This window comes from Burkholderia sp. Nafp2/4-1b (assembly GCF_003635165.1).
In the GTDB taxonomy this organism is placed as follows: Bacteria; Pseudomonadota; Gammaproteobacteria; order Burkholderiales; family Burkholderiaceae; genus Burkholderia.
In genome coordinates this window covers 644,442-661,542 of the sequence record NZ_ML058597.1, presented here as the reverse complement: position 1 = coordinate 661,542, position 17,101 = coordinate 644,442, and the positions used below count along the sequence as shown (strand labels likewise).

Genomic DNA, 17,101 nt, shown 5'->3' with positions numbered 1-17,101 from the left:
TCGGCTCGAACAACGACACGCCCGTGCGACGGTCTACCAGCTGCGGAAAAGCAGGAGTCGCTAGAACCGGTACGAAATCCCGATCTGGAGGACCGGATACCAACGATAGCGCGACATCACCCGGTTCAGTTCGTCGAGGCCGCTGGCAACGAGTATCTGGCTCTTCTGCGGTCCGGCCGCGGCGGCCAGTGCCGGCGATAGCGTGTACGAGGAGCGCGGGATCCCGTATGCGACGCCGAGATCGGCGACGAAACCGAGCCCTTTCGACGCCGGCCGGTGCCCGTAGCCGATCCCGACGTACGGCATCACGGTCGGATAGCGCGCTTCCGCGACGGCATACATCCCCGGCAGCGCGGGATAGCGCTTGCCGCCGAACACGTAGGTCCCGTTGGTCGGCACCGACACGCCACGGATCTCGTCGTCGTTGAAGCGCAATCCGATCGTCGCGCGAAAACCGCTGCCGCGCCACGGGAAGATGTCAGCGTACAGGCCGCCTTGCCGCAGCTTGATGTCGTCCTGATAGCGATTGCCGGCCACCGTGAAGTCATGCGTCAGATTGATCGCATTGAAATCCGCGTGCGCGCCCAGCACCGAATTGAAGCTCACGGCCGCGCCGATCCCGACGCCCTGCGTGCCGCCCTGCAGATAGATTTCCTGCGCGTGCGCGCCGGCCGCGAACACCATCGCCAGCGCTGCCCATTGGTTCACTGTCATTTTCACGGGCGTTCCCCCGACAAGTGCCGGGCGCACCGATCCGCCGCGTGCAGCACATGCCGCCACGCGCAGCGGGTCCCCCGGCACGACACCATGCTGTTTGACGGAGCGAACATACGGTGCCCGTTCGCGTCGCCGATACGACGCAATGCGCGTCCGGCGCGACGGGCCGCCATTCCGCGGCTCGATCCGATCCCCGATGTTTCGATGTCGTTGCGTGCCGCTCCCGCGATTCATCATGAAATCAGTCGCGGTTGAAACGAGCGGCACGCGGCTAACCGCAAGGCACGTGCCATGCGCCGCAAACCGGCGCACGACAAGCTTCGTGTGCGCGCGTGCACGAATAGGCGGTGGGGAATCGACGGAAATGTTTCAGGAACGCATCTGTTTTCGGCGCGCTACCAGCGTGTGGATACGCCGGACTTCACACGGCCGCCGCTGCAATGCGTGCCGGACACGCATGAGCGGGCCGTCGGCAGGCCGCAATCGCTATAAAGGAAAAGCATGCGACACCGCACGCGTCGCAAAGAAACGTTTCATCCGTGCGACCTTGTGTCCGCTGCACGGCATCCGTAAACGCAGTCGCTTCTTGTGGGTCAGGGGAAATACCGAGGCCGCTGCTCGACGTACAACGGACAGCAGTACGAATGTCAGAACCGCGTGCTGACGAAGATTGCGCAAACGGGTGATGTCGGTGTTCGAGACGATTGAGACATCCCACTCGCGCGCCCGCGCGTGCGAGCGGGCTCTGTTCATCGACTACAACCCGTACCCACCCGACACATTCAATTGCTGCCCGGTGATGTAGTTCGCGCGATCCGACGCGAGAAACACCGCCGCGCGCCCGATGTCGTGCGCCTTCCCCCAGCGCTTGAGGGCGAGCATCTTCTGCGTGTCGTCGATCCACGCCTGGTCGAACTGCCCTTGTTCGAGCAGCACCGGAAACATCCCGGCCTCGATCACGCCGACCAGGATCGAGTTCGCGCGGATCTCGTAACGGCCTTCCTCCCGCGCAATCCCTTTCACCAGCGCCTCGTTCGCCGCCTTCGGCGCGACCGACAGCCCGTCGCGATCCGGCCAACGCAGATGCCCGGCCGAGCCGAGCGTGACGAACGACCCGCCGCCCGCCGCGCGAAAGTGCGGCAGCGCAGCTTTCACCGCATTGAAGAAGCCGACCGCCTCGACCTCGATCGCACGACGCCAGTCGTCGTGCGTCATGTCGCCGATATGTCGCTGGTTCACGAACGGCCCGGCCGCCCACACGATCGTGTGCACGCGGCCATGCGCATCGATCGCAGCTGCGAGCGCTGCATCGATCTGCGCGGGATCGGTCACGTCCACGCGATGCGTGATGACCGCAACCCCTTCGCCGCGAATGTCGCGCGCGACGCGCTCGGCCACGTCGTGCTTGCTGCGATAGCCGAGCGCGACCGGTACGCCGGCCCGCGCGAATTCGAGCGCGACACCCTGCCCGATTCCGCCGCTGCCGCCGAATACGAGCACCGCACCCTGCGGAAATCCGTTGTCGTTCATGGGATCACCCCGTTGATGTGATGTCGGGCAGCGGCGCTCAGGCCGCCGCTTCGGTGCCCGCGCGCAGCCGGTACTTCAACACCTTCCCGGCCGCACTCGTCGGCAGTTGCTCGACGAACGTGAAATGCCGCGGCACCTTGTAGTTCGCCATGTTGCTGCGCGCCCAGTCGTTCAGCGCAGCGGCGTCGGTGTGCGCGCCGGGACGCAGCACCACGTACGCATGCCCGACCTCGCCGAGCCGCGTATCGGGCACGCCGACCAGCGCAACCTGCGCGATCGCCGGATGCGCGGCCAGCAGCCGCTCGATCTCCGCCGGATAGCAGTTGAAGCCGCCGACGATGAACATGTCCTTGATCCGGTCGGTGATCCTCAGGTTGCCGTTCTCGTCGACGCAGCCGAGGTCGCCGGTATGTAGCCAGCCGTCAACGTCGACGGTTTCGCGCGTCGCGTCCGGCTGGTTGAAATACCCTCGCATCACGTTGTAGCCGCGCACCCAGATCTCGCCCGTCTCGTCCGGGCCGAGCGCCGTGCCGTCCGGCCCCGCGATGCGCACCTCGACGTCCGGCATCGGCCGGCCGGACGTATACGCAACGGTCTGCGCATCGTCGCCGTGCCGGCACAGCGTCGCGAAGCCGCACGATTCGGTCAGCCCGTAGCCGGTCAGCACGGTCTCGAAACCGAGCTCCGCGCGCATCCGTTCGATCAGGCTCGGCGCGATCGCGGCCGCACCGGTCACCGCGATCCGCAGCGACGAGAGGTCGCGCGTCGCGCGATCGGGCGCATCGAGCAGCGCGTAGTACAACGTTGGCGGCCCGGGCAGCACCGACACGCGCTCGTCCGCGACACGCCGCAACACGTCGGCCGGCTGGAACACGAGATGCGGCAGCACGGTCGCGCCGCTCGACAGCGCGGCGAGCCAGCCGGCCTTGTAGCCGAACGTATGGAAGAACGGATTGACGATCAGGTAGCGGTCGTCCTGCCGCACGCCGGCGATCTTCGCCCATGCCTGCGCGGCGCGCAGGTTCTGTCCGTGCGCGGTCATCACGCCTTTCGGGCGGCCGGTCGTGCCGGACGTGAACATCAGGTCCATCACGGTGTCGGGCGTCACTCGCGCTTCCCGTTCGCGCACCGCGGCGAGCGGCACCGCCGCACCGCGCGCGAGGAACGCGTTCCAGGTCTCGTCGTGCGCGCCGGACGGCGGCTCGCCGTCGAACACGACGACACGTTCGAGCATCGCGGGCCGGTACGGCGCGAGCATCGCCGGATAGGATTCGCCGAGGAAGGTGCCGCAGCAGAACAGCAGCCGTGCGCCGCCGTCATGCAGGATGCCGCCGACCTCCATTCCCTTCATCCGCGTATTGACCGGCACGAGGATCGCGCCGACGGTGTGGATCGCCAGCGCCGCGACGATCCATTGCGGCAGGTTCGGCGCCCATACGGCGACGCGGTCGCCGACGTCGATGCCGCTGGCGAGCAGCGCACGCGCCGCTTCGATGCGCGCGGCGTCGAGTTCCGCATAAGTGAGCCGGCCATGCTCCGACTCGATCGCCGGATGCGCGCCGTGGCGCGCGGCAGCCCGCGCGATCAGCGCGGGCGTGGTGAGGATGTCGTTGTCCATCGTCCTAGGTGTCGAAACAGGGTTGCCGTGCGCGCGATCGACACGCCGCGGCTCAATCGGGGAACACCACACGCAGTGCATCGCTCGCCGGCCGCGCGCAACACGCGAGCGTCCAGCCGGCCGCGATTTCTTCGCCGTCGAGCACGTGGTTGCTGTCGAGCGCCACTTCGCCGCGCTCGACGCGGCACATGCACGCACCGCACTGCCCCATCCGGCACGAGTTCGGCGCCGGCAGGCCGGCGCGCAGCATCGCGTCGAGCAGCGTTTCGCCGGGCGCGCTGTCGAACGCGAAGGCCTCGCCGTCCAGCACCGTCTCGATCGCCGCGCCGGCCCCGGACGCGGCAGCCGAAGCCGCCGTCCCGGCAGAAACCGCCGGATCGGCCTGCACCTGCGCCGGCGCATCGGGCAGCGACGCGAAGCGCTCGACGTGCACGCGCGCACGCGGCAGCCCGAGGCCGAGCATTGCAGCGAGTGCGTTCTCCATGAACAGCGCGGGCCCGCAGATGAACGTCTCCTGCTGGCTGAACGGCCGCGCGAGTTCCTCGAGATGCCGCTGCTGCGGCACGCCCTGCACGCTGTCGAGCCAGTGGATCACGCGCAATCGGCCCGGATGACGGTGCGCGAGCTGCTGCAGCTCGTCGCGGAAAATAACCGAGCGCTCGTCGCGGTTCGCATAGATCAGCGTCAGCATTCCGCGCCCGTGCACGAGCGCCGACTTCAGGATCGACAGCACCGGCGTAATGCCGCTGCCCCCCGCGAACAGCAACAGGTCGCCGTCGAGCGTGCGCGGCGTGAAGACGCCGGCCGGCGGCAGCACGTCGAGCGCATCGCCCGCGCGGATGCGGTCGCACAGCCAGTTCGACGCGCGGCCGTCGCGCACACGCTTGACGGTGATCTTCGGCGCCGCATCGATGCCCGGCGCGCTCGACAGCGAGTAGCAGCGTGCGACGGTTGCATCCGCGCACGGCACGTTCAGCGTCAGGAACTGGCCGGGCCGGTACGCAAATGCATCGCGCAACGCGGCCGGCACGTCGAACACGAACGAGCAGGCGTCGTCGCTTTCGGCGATGACGCCGGACACGGTCAGCCGGTGAAAACGGGAATCGCTCATCGGCTGCTCCTCATGCCGCACGCACCGCACCAGCCGCACCGGCCACACCCGCGGCATGCGAGCCGGTTTCGGCCGCACCGCGCAGTGCCGTGTTCGACGCCAGCGCCGGCGCGATGCAAGCGAACGCGAACGCGTTCAGCACCTGCGTTTCCGAAGCGCCGACCGACTGCGCGAGCTCGCGCAGGATCGTTGTGCCCGCATCGTTCGCGATATTGCGGTTCAGTCTGCGTGTCATGGATCGCCTCATTTCGCTGCGAAAAAACCTGCGCCGCCGTCACGCTGCCTCGCGGCTCGCGGGCGCGCCGGGCGTCGTGTACGCGCCGTCGAGGTAGACGAGCGGATCGACGTCGCCGCTCATCAGCACTTCGCGAATGCGCCCGATGAACACGGTATGCGTGCCGTATTCGAAGCGGCCGTCCTGCTCGCACACGAGGCTCGCCTGCGAATCGTGCAGATACGGGACGCCGAGCAGCGACGTATGCCAGTCGCCGGTCGTGAAACGCGCCTCGCCTTTCAGGCGGCCGCTGCAGTCGATCGCGATGCCTTCATGGCGGGCCGACAGCACGTTCACGCAGAACGGCGCACCCGCATCGAGCGGCGGATACAGCGACGCATTGCGGTTGATGCAGATCAGCAGCGACGGCGGATCAGTCGACAGCGAATCGACCGCCGTCGCGGACATCGAGTAGCGCCGGCCGTCGTGCGCGCTGCTGATGACCGTGACGGAGCGCGCGAGGCGGCGCATCGCGAGCAGCATGTCGGTGCGCAGCGGATGGGTGGTGAGATCGCTCATCATTGGACTCCGTCTAGTTCAGTCTTGGACGGCCGGGCTGGCCGGCCGCCGGCGTCGGCCGCCTGCGCGGCCAGGTGGTCGGCGGCGATGAACCCGAAGGTCATCGCCGGACCGAGCGTCGAGCCCGCGCCGGGGTAGCTCGCGCCCATCACCGATGCACTGGTGTTGCCGATCGCGTAAAGGCCGTCGATCGGCGCGCCGTCCGCGCGGAGCACGCGCGCCTGCGCGTCGGTGACGAGCCCGCCCTTCGTGCCGATGTCGCCCGCATCGATCCGCACCGCGTAGAACGGTGCCTCGTCGACCGGCCCGAGGCACGGGTTCGGCTGGTTGCGCGGATCGCCGTAGTACGTGTCGAACAGGTTGTTACCCTTGCCGAACGCTTCGTCGATGCCGGTTGCCGCGTAACGCGCCATGTCGCGCAGCGTGTCGTGCAGCCCGGCCGCATCGACGCCGATCCGCGTGGCAAGCGCATCGATCGTATCGGCCTTCACGAGCACGTCGCGGAACGCGTGCGGAATACGCGAATCGGGCATCATCGACGCAGGCATGATCGGCCCGCATGGATACTTGCGGCGAAACCGCGCGTCGAACACCATCCACGCCGGCACGCATGCGCCGCTGCGCGCATGGTCGCGATACATCGCCGGCACGAACTCCGAATACGGCGCGGCTTCGTTGACGAAGCGCTTGCCGAGACCGTTGACGATCACGCAGCCCGGCAGGTTGCGTTCGACGAACAGCGCGCGCTGCTTCTCCTCGCCCGCGACGCCGATCGTCGGTGCGCCCCACACGTGTTCCATCAACGCGAGCGCGCCGCCGAGCCGATGGCCTTCGGCGATCGCGTCGCCGGTGTTGGCCGGCGGCGTCGCGCTCCATTGCATCTGCGTCGGCTGCGGCAGGTAGCGTTCGCGCATCGGCTGGTTGCGCTCGAAGCCGCCCGCGCCGAGGATCACGCCGCGCCGGGCGACGATCGTCACCGGCTGCCCGAAGCGCTGCGCGCGCACGCCCGTCACGCGGCCATTGACGTCGAGCAGGTCGCGCATCGGCGTGTCGAGCCATACCGGCACGTTGCGGTCGAGCAGCGCGCGGCGCAGCCCGCCGATCAGTGCGTTACCGAGCGTCAGGCGCCGGTCGCGCCGCGTGCGCCGGCGCACGCCGAAGTCCAGCCAGTAGCGGCCGAACTGCGCGATCGCGAGCTTCATGAAGCCCGGGCCGCGCGAGAACAGCGTGTGCGCCTCCTTCGACGTCACGGCCACGCGGCCGCCGATCAGCGTGCCGGGCGACGCCGGCCGCAGCCGGTCGAGCTCGTCGCCGAGCAGCGCGCCGTCGAACGGCAGCGGATCGAGTGCCCGATAGCCCGGCATCGCGCCCGGCAGCTTCTGGAAATAGTCCGCGTATTTCGGCAGCGCCTGGTAGCGCACCGGCGTGTTCGCCTCGAGGTAACGCAGCATCTCGGGCGCGTGGTCGAGATATGCATCGAGCCGCTCCCGCGTCGACGCGCCGGCCGTGCATGCGTCGAGATAGCGGCGCGCGGCCTCACGCGTATCGGTCGCGCCGAGCTCGGCGATATGGTGGTTGCACGGCACCCAGATGCCGCCGCCCGAGATCGCCGACGTGCCGCCGTACAGCGCCGTCTTCTCGATCACGACGACCGACAGCCCGCGGTCTGCCGCTCGGCAGGCCGCGAGCAGCGCGCCGGCGCCCGAGCCGACGACCACGACGTCGAACGCGTATTGCTGCGCTTGCGTGTCGTTCATCGCGGCCTCGTCAGATGAAGTAGTCGGTGTTCTCGCGGCCGAGCATCACGGCGCCGAGGTTCTGGCCGAAGCGGTCCACGTTGTTCGCGTAGTGCGCGCGCGCCGCGTGCAGATCGAGGAAGCGGCGCACCAGCGGATTGCGGTGATAGATGCCGTTGCCGCCCGCATAGCGCAGCAGCGCGTTAGCGGCCTGCGCGCAGCGCTCGGCGACCTGCGCGGACTGGTAGCGGAAATGCACGCGGCGCTCGATCGACACGGCCGGGCCGCCCGTCACCGACGCCATCAGTTCCGCGAAATTACGCTTGAGCAGCACCTTCATCTCGTCGATCGCGACGGCCGCGTTCGCGCACGCGTTCTGCGCGCCCGGATCGTCGGTCGTCTTCGCGCCGCTGTTGGCCGACACGCGCGTGGCCGCATAGCCGGTGAAGTCGTCGAGCGCACCCTGCAGCGCGCCGATGCACGACGTGCACACCGCCCGCACGAAGATCTGCGCGAACGGCAGCTTGAACAGCGGCGCGTCGTTGACGGCAAGGCCCGGGCTCGTGCCCATCATCCCGTCGATGGCCTTGTGCGTGCGGTACGCGGGCACGAACACGTCGTTGACGACGATGTCGTGACTGCCGGTCGCGCGCAGGCCGAGCACGTCCCAGTCCTGCTGGATCCGGTAGTCGGATTTCGGCAGCAGGAACGTGCGGTATTCCGGCGGCTGGCCCGCTTCTGCCGGCGGCACCAGCGCGCCGAGGAACACCCATTCGCACAATTCGCTGCCGCTCGAGAACTTCCAGTGGCCGGACAGGCGGAAGCCGCCGTCGACCGGCGTCACGCGGCCGACCGGCATGTAGGTCGACGCGATCAGCGTCGTCGGATCCTTGCCCCACACGTCCTGCTGCGCGCGTTCGTCGAACAGTGCGAGTTGCCAGTTGTGCACGCCGACGACGCCGTACACCCATGCCGTCGACATGCAGCCGCGCGCGAGCGCCATCTGGATGTCGAAGAAGGTCTGCGGATCGAGCTCGTAGCCGCCGTAGCGCTTCGGCTGCAGCACCTTGAAGAAGCCGGCGGCCTGCATGTCGGCGATCGTCTCCGCGGGGATGCGGCCCTGCGCTTCGGCCTGCGCGGCGCGGCCGGCGAGCGCCGGCGCAAGCGCTTCGGCCCGGGCGATCAGCGTGGCGGCCAGTGCGTTCGAATCGTTGTCGCGATGCACGAATGTCTCCTGTAATACGGAGCGCGCGGCGGCGCCCGCTCCGGTCTTTTTCCAAATCGTTCGTCGCGGCGTGCGGCCGCGAGCGAGGATTCCTGCTGCCGATGGTCGGCCTCGCGCGGCCCCGCCGCATCGTCCGAAGGGACGACGGGCGCGGCCCAGTCGCCCGGCCCTTACGCGCAGGCGCGCTCCTTCTCCTTGTTGAAGAACGGGATCACGTGTTCGCCGATATTGCGGATGGTTTCCATCTGCGCATCGTGCGGTACCGTACCCATCTGGCACAGGAACAGCACTTCGTCGACGCCCGCTTCCTGCAGGCGGCCCACGTAGCCGATACAGTCGTCGACCGTGCCGTACGCGTGGTTCGGGTTCATCATCGCGAGCGCCGGATCGGCGAAGTTCACGACGACTTCCTCCGACGCGAAACGCGACCGGATCACCATCTCGCCGGTATCGGCCTGCACGAGGTCGTCGCCCCACTTCGCCGGGTCCGGACGCTCGCCGCCGGTGTACCAGTACGCGAGCGATTCCATGAAGTAGCGCTGGCCGCGGATGCCGATCTTGCGGGCCGCCTGGCCGTCGGCCATCACGACCGTCGGGCACAGCGCCGCGAGGTGCTGGGTCGGGCGGAAACCGACCTGGTCTTCCGGCTTGCGGTTCGCCCACGCTTCGCGATAGACGGCGTTCTTCTTCGCGACTTCGTCGGGGCCGCCGAAGCCGAGCACCAGCGCGCCCATCCCGCGCTGGCCGGCGCGCAGCAGCGCATCGGTGTTCGTGCACGCGAGGTACATCGGCGGATGCGGATCCTGCATCGGCTTCGGATGGATCGGACGCTTCGGAATCTTGATGTACTTGCCATCGTGCTCGATCTCGTCCTGCACGAACATCTTCGGCACGAGATACATCGACTCGTCGATCATCGGCTGCAGTTCGTTGAGGTCGTAGCCGAACGCCCCCGCTTCCTGCTGGCTGCCGCCCTTGCCGACGCCGAAATGCACGCGGCCGCCCGACAGGATGTCGAGCAGCGCGACACGCTCGGCGACCTTGATCGGATGGTTCATCGCCGGCGGCAGGCACACGACGCCGTGACCGAGGCCGATGCGCGTCGTGCGGCCGGCCAGGTACGCAAGGAAGGTTTCCGGCGCGCTCATGTGCGCATAGTTGGTCAGCGACGTGTGCTCCACGCACCAGATCGTGTCGAAGCCGACCTGCTCGGCCAGCAGCGCCTGCTCGACCGTCTCCTTGAACACCCGGTGGTCGCCCTCGCGCGATGCGTCGGTGGTCTGGGCTTCGTAGATGAGGGAAAACTTCATTGCGTGCGTCTCCATGTTTGTTGGACGAGTCGGGGTCGTGCAGCCGCCCGCACGGTACGGACGAATAGCGACGGTCCACGGATGGGAGTGTCGGCGCGCGGGCGCGCCCGGGCATCGTCTGTTTGGAGTAACGGCGTGCATGCGGGGACAGAGGGGTTTCACCGTCATCCGAACAGACTGCGTCGCGGCCGGCACCGCGCGCTAGCATCGAACGACGGTGCGCCGCGCGCCGCACACATCACGACAACGGAGAGAGGGAATGAAGGTATCGATGCTGCTGTACCCGGTCGACGACATCGACACGGCGTTGCCGCTGTTCGTCGACGGACTGGGCCTGAGCGTGAAGTTCCGCGACGGCGACCGCTATTGCGCGCTCGACGGCGGCCCGCTGACGATCGCGCTCGTCGCGGGCGACGAACAGATCGTCGAGCGCGCGGCGCTCACGCTGCGGGTCGAGGAAGGCGACGATCTCTACGCGGCGATGGCGCGGGTCGTGAAGGCCGGCGCGTCGGTGCGCGTGCCGGTGCAGGCGGGGCCGCATGAATATCGTGCGGTGCTGGAGGACAAGAACGGCGCGCTGCTGGTGATTTCGCAGAAACGCGCGGCGTGATGCGATCGGGTCGCAACCAGGGCGAAGGACAGAAACTTTACCGGTACATCGTGTTCGTGACCCGGTTCGATAAGTCGACCTTCCAGCAACCAGCGACAATCGAAGTGCCGCCCCCCGATGACCAGAGAGCAACCGAAGTGCGTGCCCGGATTGACGGCCACCGGCCCATTTCTCAAAGGGAGAGCATGAAACTTCGTGGCCCGGCTTGTTTCGCTTCGCTCACGTGCATCGCGACACGTCAGCTATCGAAAGGTGCGGCGAGCAGCAAGTCGCAAACGTCGGGGATCTCGACAGACGGCGCAAGGCGGCGTCCAATGTCGGCCAACCCCGTTCCGATGGCAGTGTGCGGCTTCTTTCTCGCGACTTCGGCGAGTGCCTGCGTGAACGCTTTCTTGAAGCCGAGCCGCGGATAAAGCGCGAGCGTGTCGTCGATCAGCTGCGGAGAGATTTCGTTCATCCTGAGTCCCATCACATCGACATGGGCGCCGAAATGAACGAGCGCCACTTCCGGCTCCCGGCGATCGGCGATATCTGCAGACGAATGCAGCGCGATCGCATCCCAGACAACATCGATTTTCGCCTCCGGGTAGTCGTGCGCATGCAGGAATCTGCTCGCAGCGTCGGCGCCATCGACTTCGAAGCGGTTGTCTGCGGCGTGATGCTCGGACAGGCCGAGATCGTGAAGCAGCGACGCGAGATACACCAGCTCGCGATCGTACTTCATTTGCCGCTTTTTCCCGATGAACTCTGCAAACCACCAGGTTCGATGAACGTGATGCAAGAGCGGCTTCGCGTGGGCCGATTCGACGAGTGCAGCCGCTTTGCGAGCCAGCGCCGAGTCAGGTGCAGTCATGCCTCCGACGGTGACGGGATGTTTCATACATGTTCCTCGAATGTCCTGTCCCGGGAAGATAGTGCGGCCGGTGTCCGTCGGCAATGACAAACGCCCCTCGTTTCCGGACGTTGCTCCCGCGTCGGCCTGCAGGCGCCTGTTGCCCGACAGGTGTCATGCCTTCGACGCCCCGAAGCGGCGGCGATAGTCCTGCGGAGACACGCCGTACACCTTCGCGAATGCCCGGCGCATACGTTCGTCGTCACCAAATCCCGTCCGGCGCGCGATGACCTGAATGGACTCGTGCGCAGACTCGAGCAGACGTCTGGCCGCCTCTATGCGCAGCCTCTCGACGACTCTCGCCGGGCTTTCCCCGGTTTCGCGCAGATAGACGCGGGCAAAATTGCGCGGGCTCATACGGGCCGCATCCGCCAGTGCGGGAACGGTCAGATCCGCGTCAAGATGCGTTCGAATCCAGTCATGCAGATCGTAGAACCGACCGCGCGCGTCGCGCATCTGCTGACGCAGTTCGATGCTGAACTGGGACTGACCGCCCGGTCGCTTGAGAAAAAGCACCATGCCGCGAGCGACATTGAGCGCCGCCAGATGGCCCAGGTCGTCCTCGATCATCGCCAGCGCCATGTCGATCCCGGCGGAAACGCCGGCGGACGTCCAGATATGGTCAGACGTGACAAAAATCGCGTCGGATTTCACGTTGATGGCCGGATGCTGCTGCTCCAGCCGCGCGCAAGCTGCCCAGTGCGTCGTCACGTCCCGGCGATCGAGGATGCCGAGTTGCGCGAGAATGAAGGCGCCCGTGCAAACCGACCCGAGCCGACGCGGCCAATTCAGATAGTTCACCAGCCGCGCGCGCAGCGATGCAGTGGCGGCGGCGGGCATGATCAGATCGGCGCCGGCGACGAGCAGCGTATCGACGGACTCCATCACCGCGTCGTCGAGGCGCACCGTTTCAAGCGCCACGCGCGTGTCCGTGGGCACCGCTCCACCTGCCTCGGAGGTCAGAACGACCTGATACGCGGGACGACCGTCGTCCAGACAGGCGTCGCTGAAGGCCTGCAGCGGACCTGATATGTCCATGAGCTTGGCGCCGTCATAGGCAACGATGACGACCTTTCGAGACGCTTGCCCATTCGGATTACCGGTTTTATGCATGTGCTGACGTATCGAAGTGCGAGGTCCCGATCCGATCAGGCCGACTCGCGCGCACTGTGACGAGACTGGCCCATGGCGACATGGTATGGACCACAAGATAAACTACAGGCATGCGGCATCGGAGCGCAATGACAACCATACCTCTTTTTCTGCCAATGCCCGGCCGGGCTGCGTAGCGACAGCTGCGCGAGCGCCGTCGGAGCCGGCCGGACGCGCACGATGCATGGAAAATTCGACGTCGAGTGAAAACCGCATTCGCATGCTGGCAGAAAACGAGGTGTGAATGTCATCGTCCTGGACGATCAGCAATCCTATACTGACCCGTCAATCATGAGGTCGACTGCAAACAGCCGTACCCGCACTGGTTTCACATCTGTTCGAGGATTGAGCACAATCGGTCGCCGCTCACGATCGTGGATGCGCCGGTGGTGCTGGATTGGGCGCCGTTCGACGAATGAGCAACTCCTTCGTGCGGTCGAGCACGGGCAGAAATCGAGGGCGCAATGTCACCGTGCCACGAATCGACAAACTTGTACTTTGCAGTACACACCGTATCAAATCGTCGTCTTTCCAATCGCGCCGGGAACATAGAGAGTGGAGCAAGAAATGAGTCAATACAGCCAATTCGAATTCAGGACGCAGCCGTGGTTTGAACCGGGCTGGTTCGACCGGTCGAACTTCCAGGGATTCAGTCATTTCATCCCGATGAAGACCATCGTGGTCCACTGCTTCGATCCGCGGGCATCCGAAATACCGCAGGCTGTCGCGGACTATTTCGGGGATGAGGTCTATCCGGGCGAGAACATTCTCGACGAAGCGGGTAACCGGATCGGTAACACGCGTACCTTGTTCGCCGTGTCCAACGCAGGGGGGCGTGCCCTTTCGGCCTTGCAGTCAGTCGCGACGATGGACTACCTCTTCCAGGTTCAAAATGTCGTCGTGGTACATCATTCGTTTTGTGGCGCCACGGCTTTCAAGCCTGAAGACCTGGTCGACGAGTTCCACGATCATCACCACGCCGACATTTCAACCATGTTCGATCACGATAGCCTCGCCATTTCCGACTTCGAGGATTCGATCAAACACGACGTGCAGCTGCTTCGTGCCAGCGCGGCCGTGCCAAAGAGCGTCAAGCTCTATGGTTTTTTCTATGAGATCAATTCCGGAAAATTGACCGAGGTGGTGCGCGACATTCCGACCCAGGCCGCTCCGTAAACCAACATGCAGAAGGAATGTCGGCGGATTGGCTTCGATCGGTAAAATTTTACCGATCGAATGGAAAGTTACCGTTCGTTTCAAAATTTCCCAAATAGTAAGCCGCGGTATCGCTATTCTTCGGTCACCCACAATAAAACCCATATCTGGGGGTGACATATGAATAACATCATCAAGACCGCGCTTTGTGCCGCCTTCGTGCCATTCGTCCTCGCCGGTTGCGGTGGCGGCGACGATGGCGGCAGCGCCGCGCAAACCGGTACGCTGCATGTCGCAATGACGGACGCGCCATCCTGTGGCTTCGACCATGTGTACATCACCGTCTCGCAGGTCCGCGTCAACGCCAACGCGAATGCCGCCGACAACGACGCCGGCTGGTCGACGATTTCCCTCGCAACGCCGCAGAAAATCGACCTCTTGTCGCTGACGAACGGCGTGCTCGCCGATCTCGGCCAGACTGCCTTGCCTGCGGGCCAATATCAGCAAGTTCGCCTCGTCCTCGCGCAGAATCAAGGCAACAACCTTGCGAATTCGGTCGTCCCGACGGGCGGCGCGGAACAGGCGCTCGCAACACCCAGCGCAACGCAAAGCGGCTACAAGATCATTCAGCCGTTCACGGTTCAGCCCAACACGCTTGTCGACCTCGTGCTCGACTTCAACGCATGCAAGTCGATCGTCCAGCGCGGCAACGGCTCATACGCGCTGAAACCTGTCGTCACTGCGGTCCCGACCGTCGTGAGCGGCGCAATCTCCGGTTACGTCGCATCGGCGGAAGCCGGCGCGACCGTCTATGCCGAACAAGGCGGCAAGGTCGTCCGGGGCACCGTGGCCGACAGCTCCGGGAAGTTCGTGCTGTCTCCGCTGATCCAGAGCTCGACTCAGGGCAACTATGATGTCGTGATCGTGCAGAACAGCTTCGCGTCGGGTATCGTCCGCTCGGTCCCGGTCGTGGTGAACACGACCACGGCAGTTTCGGCGTCGACCGCACCGATCACGCTGCCGGCTTCGACGATGAGCACCGTCAGCGGCACGGCAACGGCGAGCGCGAACGCATTCGTGCGCGCGCTGCAGACGATCGATGCGAACGCCTACGAGATCACGTCGATCAACGCGAACATGGACACGGGTGCCTATGCGCTCAACGTGCCCACGGCCGCACCGATCGTCGGCACATACTCGGGCTCGCTGCCGGTCGCGCTCGCTGCCGCGCCGGCGGCTGCGGGGCAATACACGATCGAAGCGGACGCGGCGTCGGGGGCAACGCAATCGGCGAACGTCAACGCAACCACCAGCCAGTCGAACGTCAATTTCACCTTCTGACGTATCGGCAGCATCATCGAAAGGGCCGAAGGGCCCTTTCGTCAATAACGGGAGAACGAAGTGAAAAAAGGGGTTATCGCGTTGCTCGCAGCGGCGAGCATGGTGGGCGCACTCAGCGGGTGCGTCGCCTATGTTCCGGGTGCACCGGTGGTAGTCGCACCGCAGGGTGGACCGGGGAACGGGTTCTGCCCGCCCGGACAGGCGAAGAAAGGCAATTGCTGATTGCACGGGGCCCGCGTACAGCGGGCTTTTTTTCATTTTTCGTACCAGCAACCTACGCCAAGACCTACGTCGCCCCTCCTGGCGACCGTTACCGACCCTGAGCGAGCAGTCGCACATTAGGAAGCGGGCACAGGCGACTTGCGCGAACAGCCGCGCAAGCACCTCCCGATGCCTACGCACAAGTAGGGCGCTTACCCATCCGGACCATCCGGCGCCCGTGCCATAATCCCCGCAACGTGCCGTCCGGTACGCGATTGCGCCAACGTCATGTCCGCTCTATTTCGCAAGAAGATGAGCAGCATCCTGGGATTGCTTGCAATCCTGATGGCGACGCTCGCGCCAACGGTATCGCAGAGCCTTTCTTCCGAACACCAGATCGATGCCGTATCCGGCGCGTTCTGCACGACGCGCAACGGTGCGGACATTGCTGGTTCCGACCAGTCGCCGTTGCCCGAGAAGGCGGCCCACTGGCAGGCCTGCGCGTATTGCGGGCTGCTCGGCGACATGCCCGCGTTACTGGGCGGGACCACGGGCTTCGCGCCGACCGATTGGGCAGTTCATCCCGCTTCGGCTACCACGTTTCAAACACTCCACAGCGCTTTCCACTTTGCGGCGGCCCAGCCGCGTGCGCCGCCATTTCCATCCTGATTGAGTCAGCCCGGCGACGATGCAAATGCCATTGCATCGTCGTGTCCTCGCGCGTCGTTTTACGGGCTCGCGAGCACCTTTGCGTGCCTCACACAAGGATCGAATCATGCGCACCCTTCCTCCACGCGGCGGTATGCCGATGCTCGCGGCCCTAATTGCTCCGGCCACTATCGCTATCCCGCTTCTGTTCCCCGCACTTGCATCAGCGCACGCCATCGCCGGTAATCGGGTTTTCCCGGCGACGATGGCGGTCGACGACCCTGGTGTCGGTGACGAACTCAATCTGGAATTCGGCCACGGCAAATCGCTGACCGACGATGGTGACGAGCAGAACACCAACACGACATCGCTCGAATGGGACAAGCTGATCACGCCCAATGTCGCCGTTTCAGTCGTCGGAACCTACGTCAACATCAACGCACCGAATGGTGGATCGGCCCGCGGATTCGACAACTTCGCGATCGGCGTCAAATACCGCTTTTACGTGAACGAAAAGCACGAGTTCATGGCCTCGGTCGGCGCGGTCGCGGAACTGGGCGGCACGGGAGCCAGGTCGATCGCCGATCCACACTCGGCGATCACGCCGACGCTTTACGTCGGCAAGGGATTCGGCGATTTGCCGGACATCCTGAAGTGTCTGAAGCCGCTCGCGATCACCGGGACCCTCGGTCCGCGCCTGACGATGAACAGCGCCGACCCGGATTCGTTAAGCTGGGGCGTCACCGTGCAATACAGCATCCCGTACCTGCAGAATTTCGTGCAGGATGTCGGACTCAAGGCGCCGTTCAATAACCTGATCCCGGTCGTCGAATTCCCGATGAGCACCTGTACCGGCGGCCCGTGTTCGGGACACACGACCGGCAGCATCAATCCCGGCCTGCTCTGGCTCAACCGCTGGGGCCAGTTTGGCGCCGAAGCGGTCATTCCGGTCAACCATGCAAGCGGAAAGGGTATCGGCGTCCTGTTTCAGGCGCACCTGTTTCTGGACGACGTGATGCCCCACTCGCTCGGCAAGCCATTTTTCGGGAAAGGGGAATAGCC

The 17,101-nt window shown here is 65.5% G+C and carries 16 protein-coding genes; 5 read left to right on the top strand and 11 right to left on the bottom strand.

Features of this window, described 5'->3' with window-relative positions; genetic code table 11:
* Nucleotides 1–60: 60 nt before the first annotated feature.
* The 9 genes from C7H84_RS03080 to C7H84_RS03040 form a co-directional block, all read right to left on the bottom strand.
* Nucleotides 61–714, bottom strand: coding sequence for a hypothetical protein (locus C7H84_RS03080; RefSeq protein WP_121857357.1), 654 nt, complete (start codon nt 712–714; stop codon nt 61–63).
* Between the two features lie 759 nt (nt 715–1,473).
* Nucleotides 1,474–2,247, bottom strand: coding sequence for an SDR family oxidoreductase (locus C7H84_RS03075; protein ID WP_121857356.1), 774 nt, complete (start codon nt 2,245–2,247; stop codon nt 1,474–1,476).
* Nucleotides 2,248–2,284: 37 nt separating this feature from the next.
* Nucleotides 2,285–3,865, bottom strand: a complete 1,581-nt coding sequence (locus C7H84_RS03070; RefSeq protein ID WP_121857355.1) for a FadD3 family acyl-CoA ligase — start codon at nt 3,863–3,865, stop codon at nt 2,285–2,287.
* Between the two features lie 52 nt (nt 3,866–3,917).
* Nucleotides 3,918–4,976 (bottom strand): ferredoxin--NADP reductase, encoded by a 1,059-nt coding sequence (locus tag C7H84_RS03065; protein ID WP_121857354.1) that lies wholly within the window; start codon nt 4,974–4,976, stop codon nt 3,918–3,920.
* Between the two features lie 10 nt (nt 4,977–4,986).
* Nucleotides 4,987–5,211 (bottom strand): hypothetical protein, encoded by a 225-nt coding sequence (locus C7H84_RS03060; protein ID WP_121857353.1) that lies wholly within the window; start codon nt 5,209–5,211, stop codon nt 4,987–4,989.
* Between the two features lie 39 nt (nt 5,212–5,250).
* Nucleotides 5,251–5,769, bottom strand: a complete 519-nt coding sequence (locus C7H84_RS03055; RefSeq protein ID WP_121857352.1) for a flavin reductase family protein — start codon at nt 5,767–5,769, stop codon at nt 5,251–5,253.
* On the bottom strand, nt 5,769–7,526 hold the full coding sequence (locus tag C7H84_RS03050; protein ID WP_121857351.1) for an FAD-dependent oxidoreductase: 1,758 nt from the start codon (nt 7,524–7,526) through the stop codon (nt 5,769–5,771). Before C7H84_RS03050 ends, C7H84_RS03055 begins: the two co-directional genes overlap by 1 nt.
* A gap of 10 nt (nt 7,527–7,536) precedes the next feature.
* Complete coding sequence (locus C7H84_RS03045; protein ID WP_121857350.1) at nt 7,537–8,730, bottom strand: acyl-CoA dehydrogenase family protein; 1,194 nt, start codon at nt 8,728–8,730, stop codon at nt 7,537–7,539.
* Between the two features lie 170 nt (nt 8,731–8,900).
* Nucleotides 8,901–10,040 (bottom strand): LLM class flavin-dependent oxidoreductase, encoded by a 1,140-nt coding sequence (locus C7H84_RS03040; protein WP_121857349.1) that lies wholly within the window; start codon nt 10,038–10,040, stop codon nt 8,901–8,903.
* 259 nt (nt 10,041–10,299) lie between these two features.
* On the opposite strand from C7H84_RS03040, the gene C7H84_RS03035 reads away from it, so the two are divergent.
* The gene (locus tag C7H84_RS03035; protein WP_121857348.1) at nt 10,300–10,650 is read left to right on the top strand and encodes a VOC family protein; all 351 of its coding nucleotides are present in this window, start codon (nt 10,300–10,302) and stop codon (nt 10,648–10,650) included.
* Between the two features lie 238 nt (nt 10,651–10,888).
* Here the strand turns inward: C7H84_RS03035 and C7H84_RS03030 are convergent, their stop codons facing one another.
* Together C7H84_RS03030 and C7H84_RS03025 are read right to left on the bottom strand one after the other, a co-directional pair.
* Complete coding sequence (locus tag C7H84_RS03030; protein ID WP_121857347.1) at nt 10,889–11,530, bottom strand: HD domain-containing protein; 642 nt, start codon at nt 11,528–11,530, stop codon at nt 10,889–10,891.
* 126 nt (nt 11,531–11,656) lie between these two features.
* Nucleotides 11,657–12,655, bottom strand: a complete 999-nt coding sequence (locus C7H84_RS03025) for a helix-turn-helix domain-containing protein (RefSeq protein ID WP_121857346.1) — start codon at nt 12,653–12,655, stop codon at nt 11,657–11,659.
* A gap of 606 nt (nt 12,656–13,261) precedes the next feature.
* Between C7H84_RS03025 and C7H84_RS03015 the strand changes: the two genes are divergently transcribed.
* The 4 genes from C7H84_RS03015 to C7H84_RS02995 all read left to right on the top strand — a co-directional run bounded on the left by C7H84_RS03015 (nt 13,262) and on the right by C7H84_RS02995 (nt 17,099).
* A complete protein-coding gene (locus C7H84_RS03015) occupies nt 13,262–13,870 on the top strand; it encodes a carbonic anhydrase (protein WP_121857345.1) in 609 nt (202 codons plus the stop codon).
* 159 nt (nt 13,871–14,029) lie between these two features.
* The gene (locus C7H84_RS03010; protein ID WP_121857344.1) at nt 14,030–15,190 is read left to right on the top strand and encodes a DUF4382 domain-containing protein; all 1,161 of its coding nucleotides are present in this window, start codon (nt 14,030–14,032) and stop codon (nt 15,188–15,190) included.
* Nucleotides 15,191–15,703: 513 nt separating this feature from the next.
* A complete protein-coding gene (locus tag C7H84_RS03000; protein ID WP_240461948.1) occupies nt 15,704–16,060 on the top strand; it encodes a DUF2946 domain-containing protein in 357 nt (118 codons plus the stop codon).
* A gap of 106 nt (nt 16,061–16,166) precedes the next feature.
* The gene (locus C7H84_RS02995; protein ID WP_205611385.1) at nt 16,167–17,099 is read left to right on the top strand and encodes a hypothetical protein; all 933 of its coding nucleotides are present in this window, start codon (nt 16,167–16,169) and stop codon (nt 17,097–17,099) included.
* The last annotated feature ends 2 nt before the right edge of the window (nt 17,100–17,101 follow it).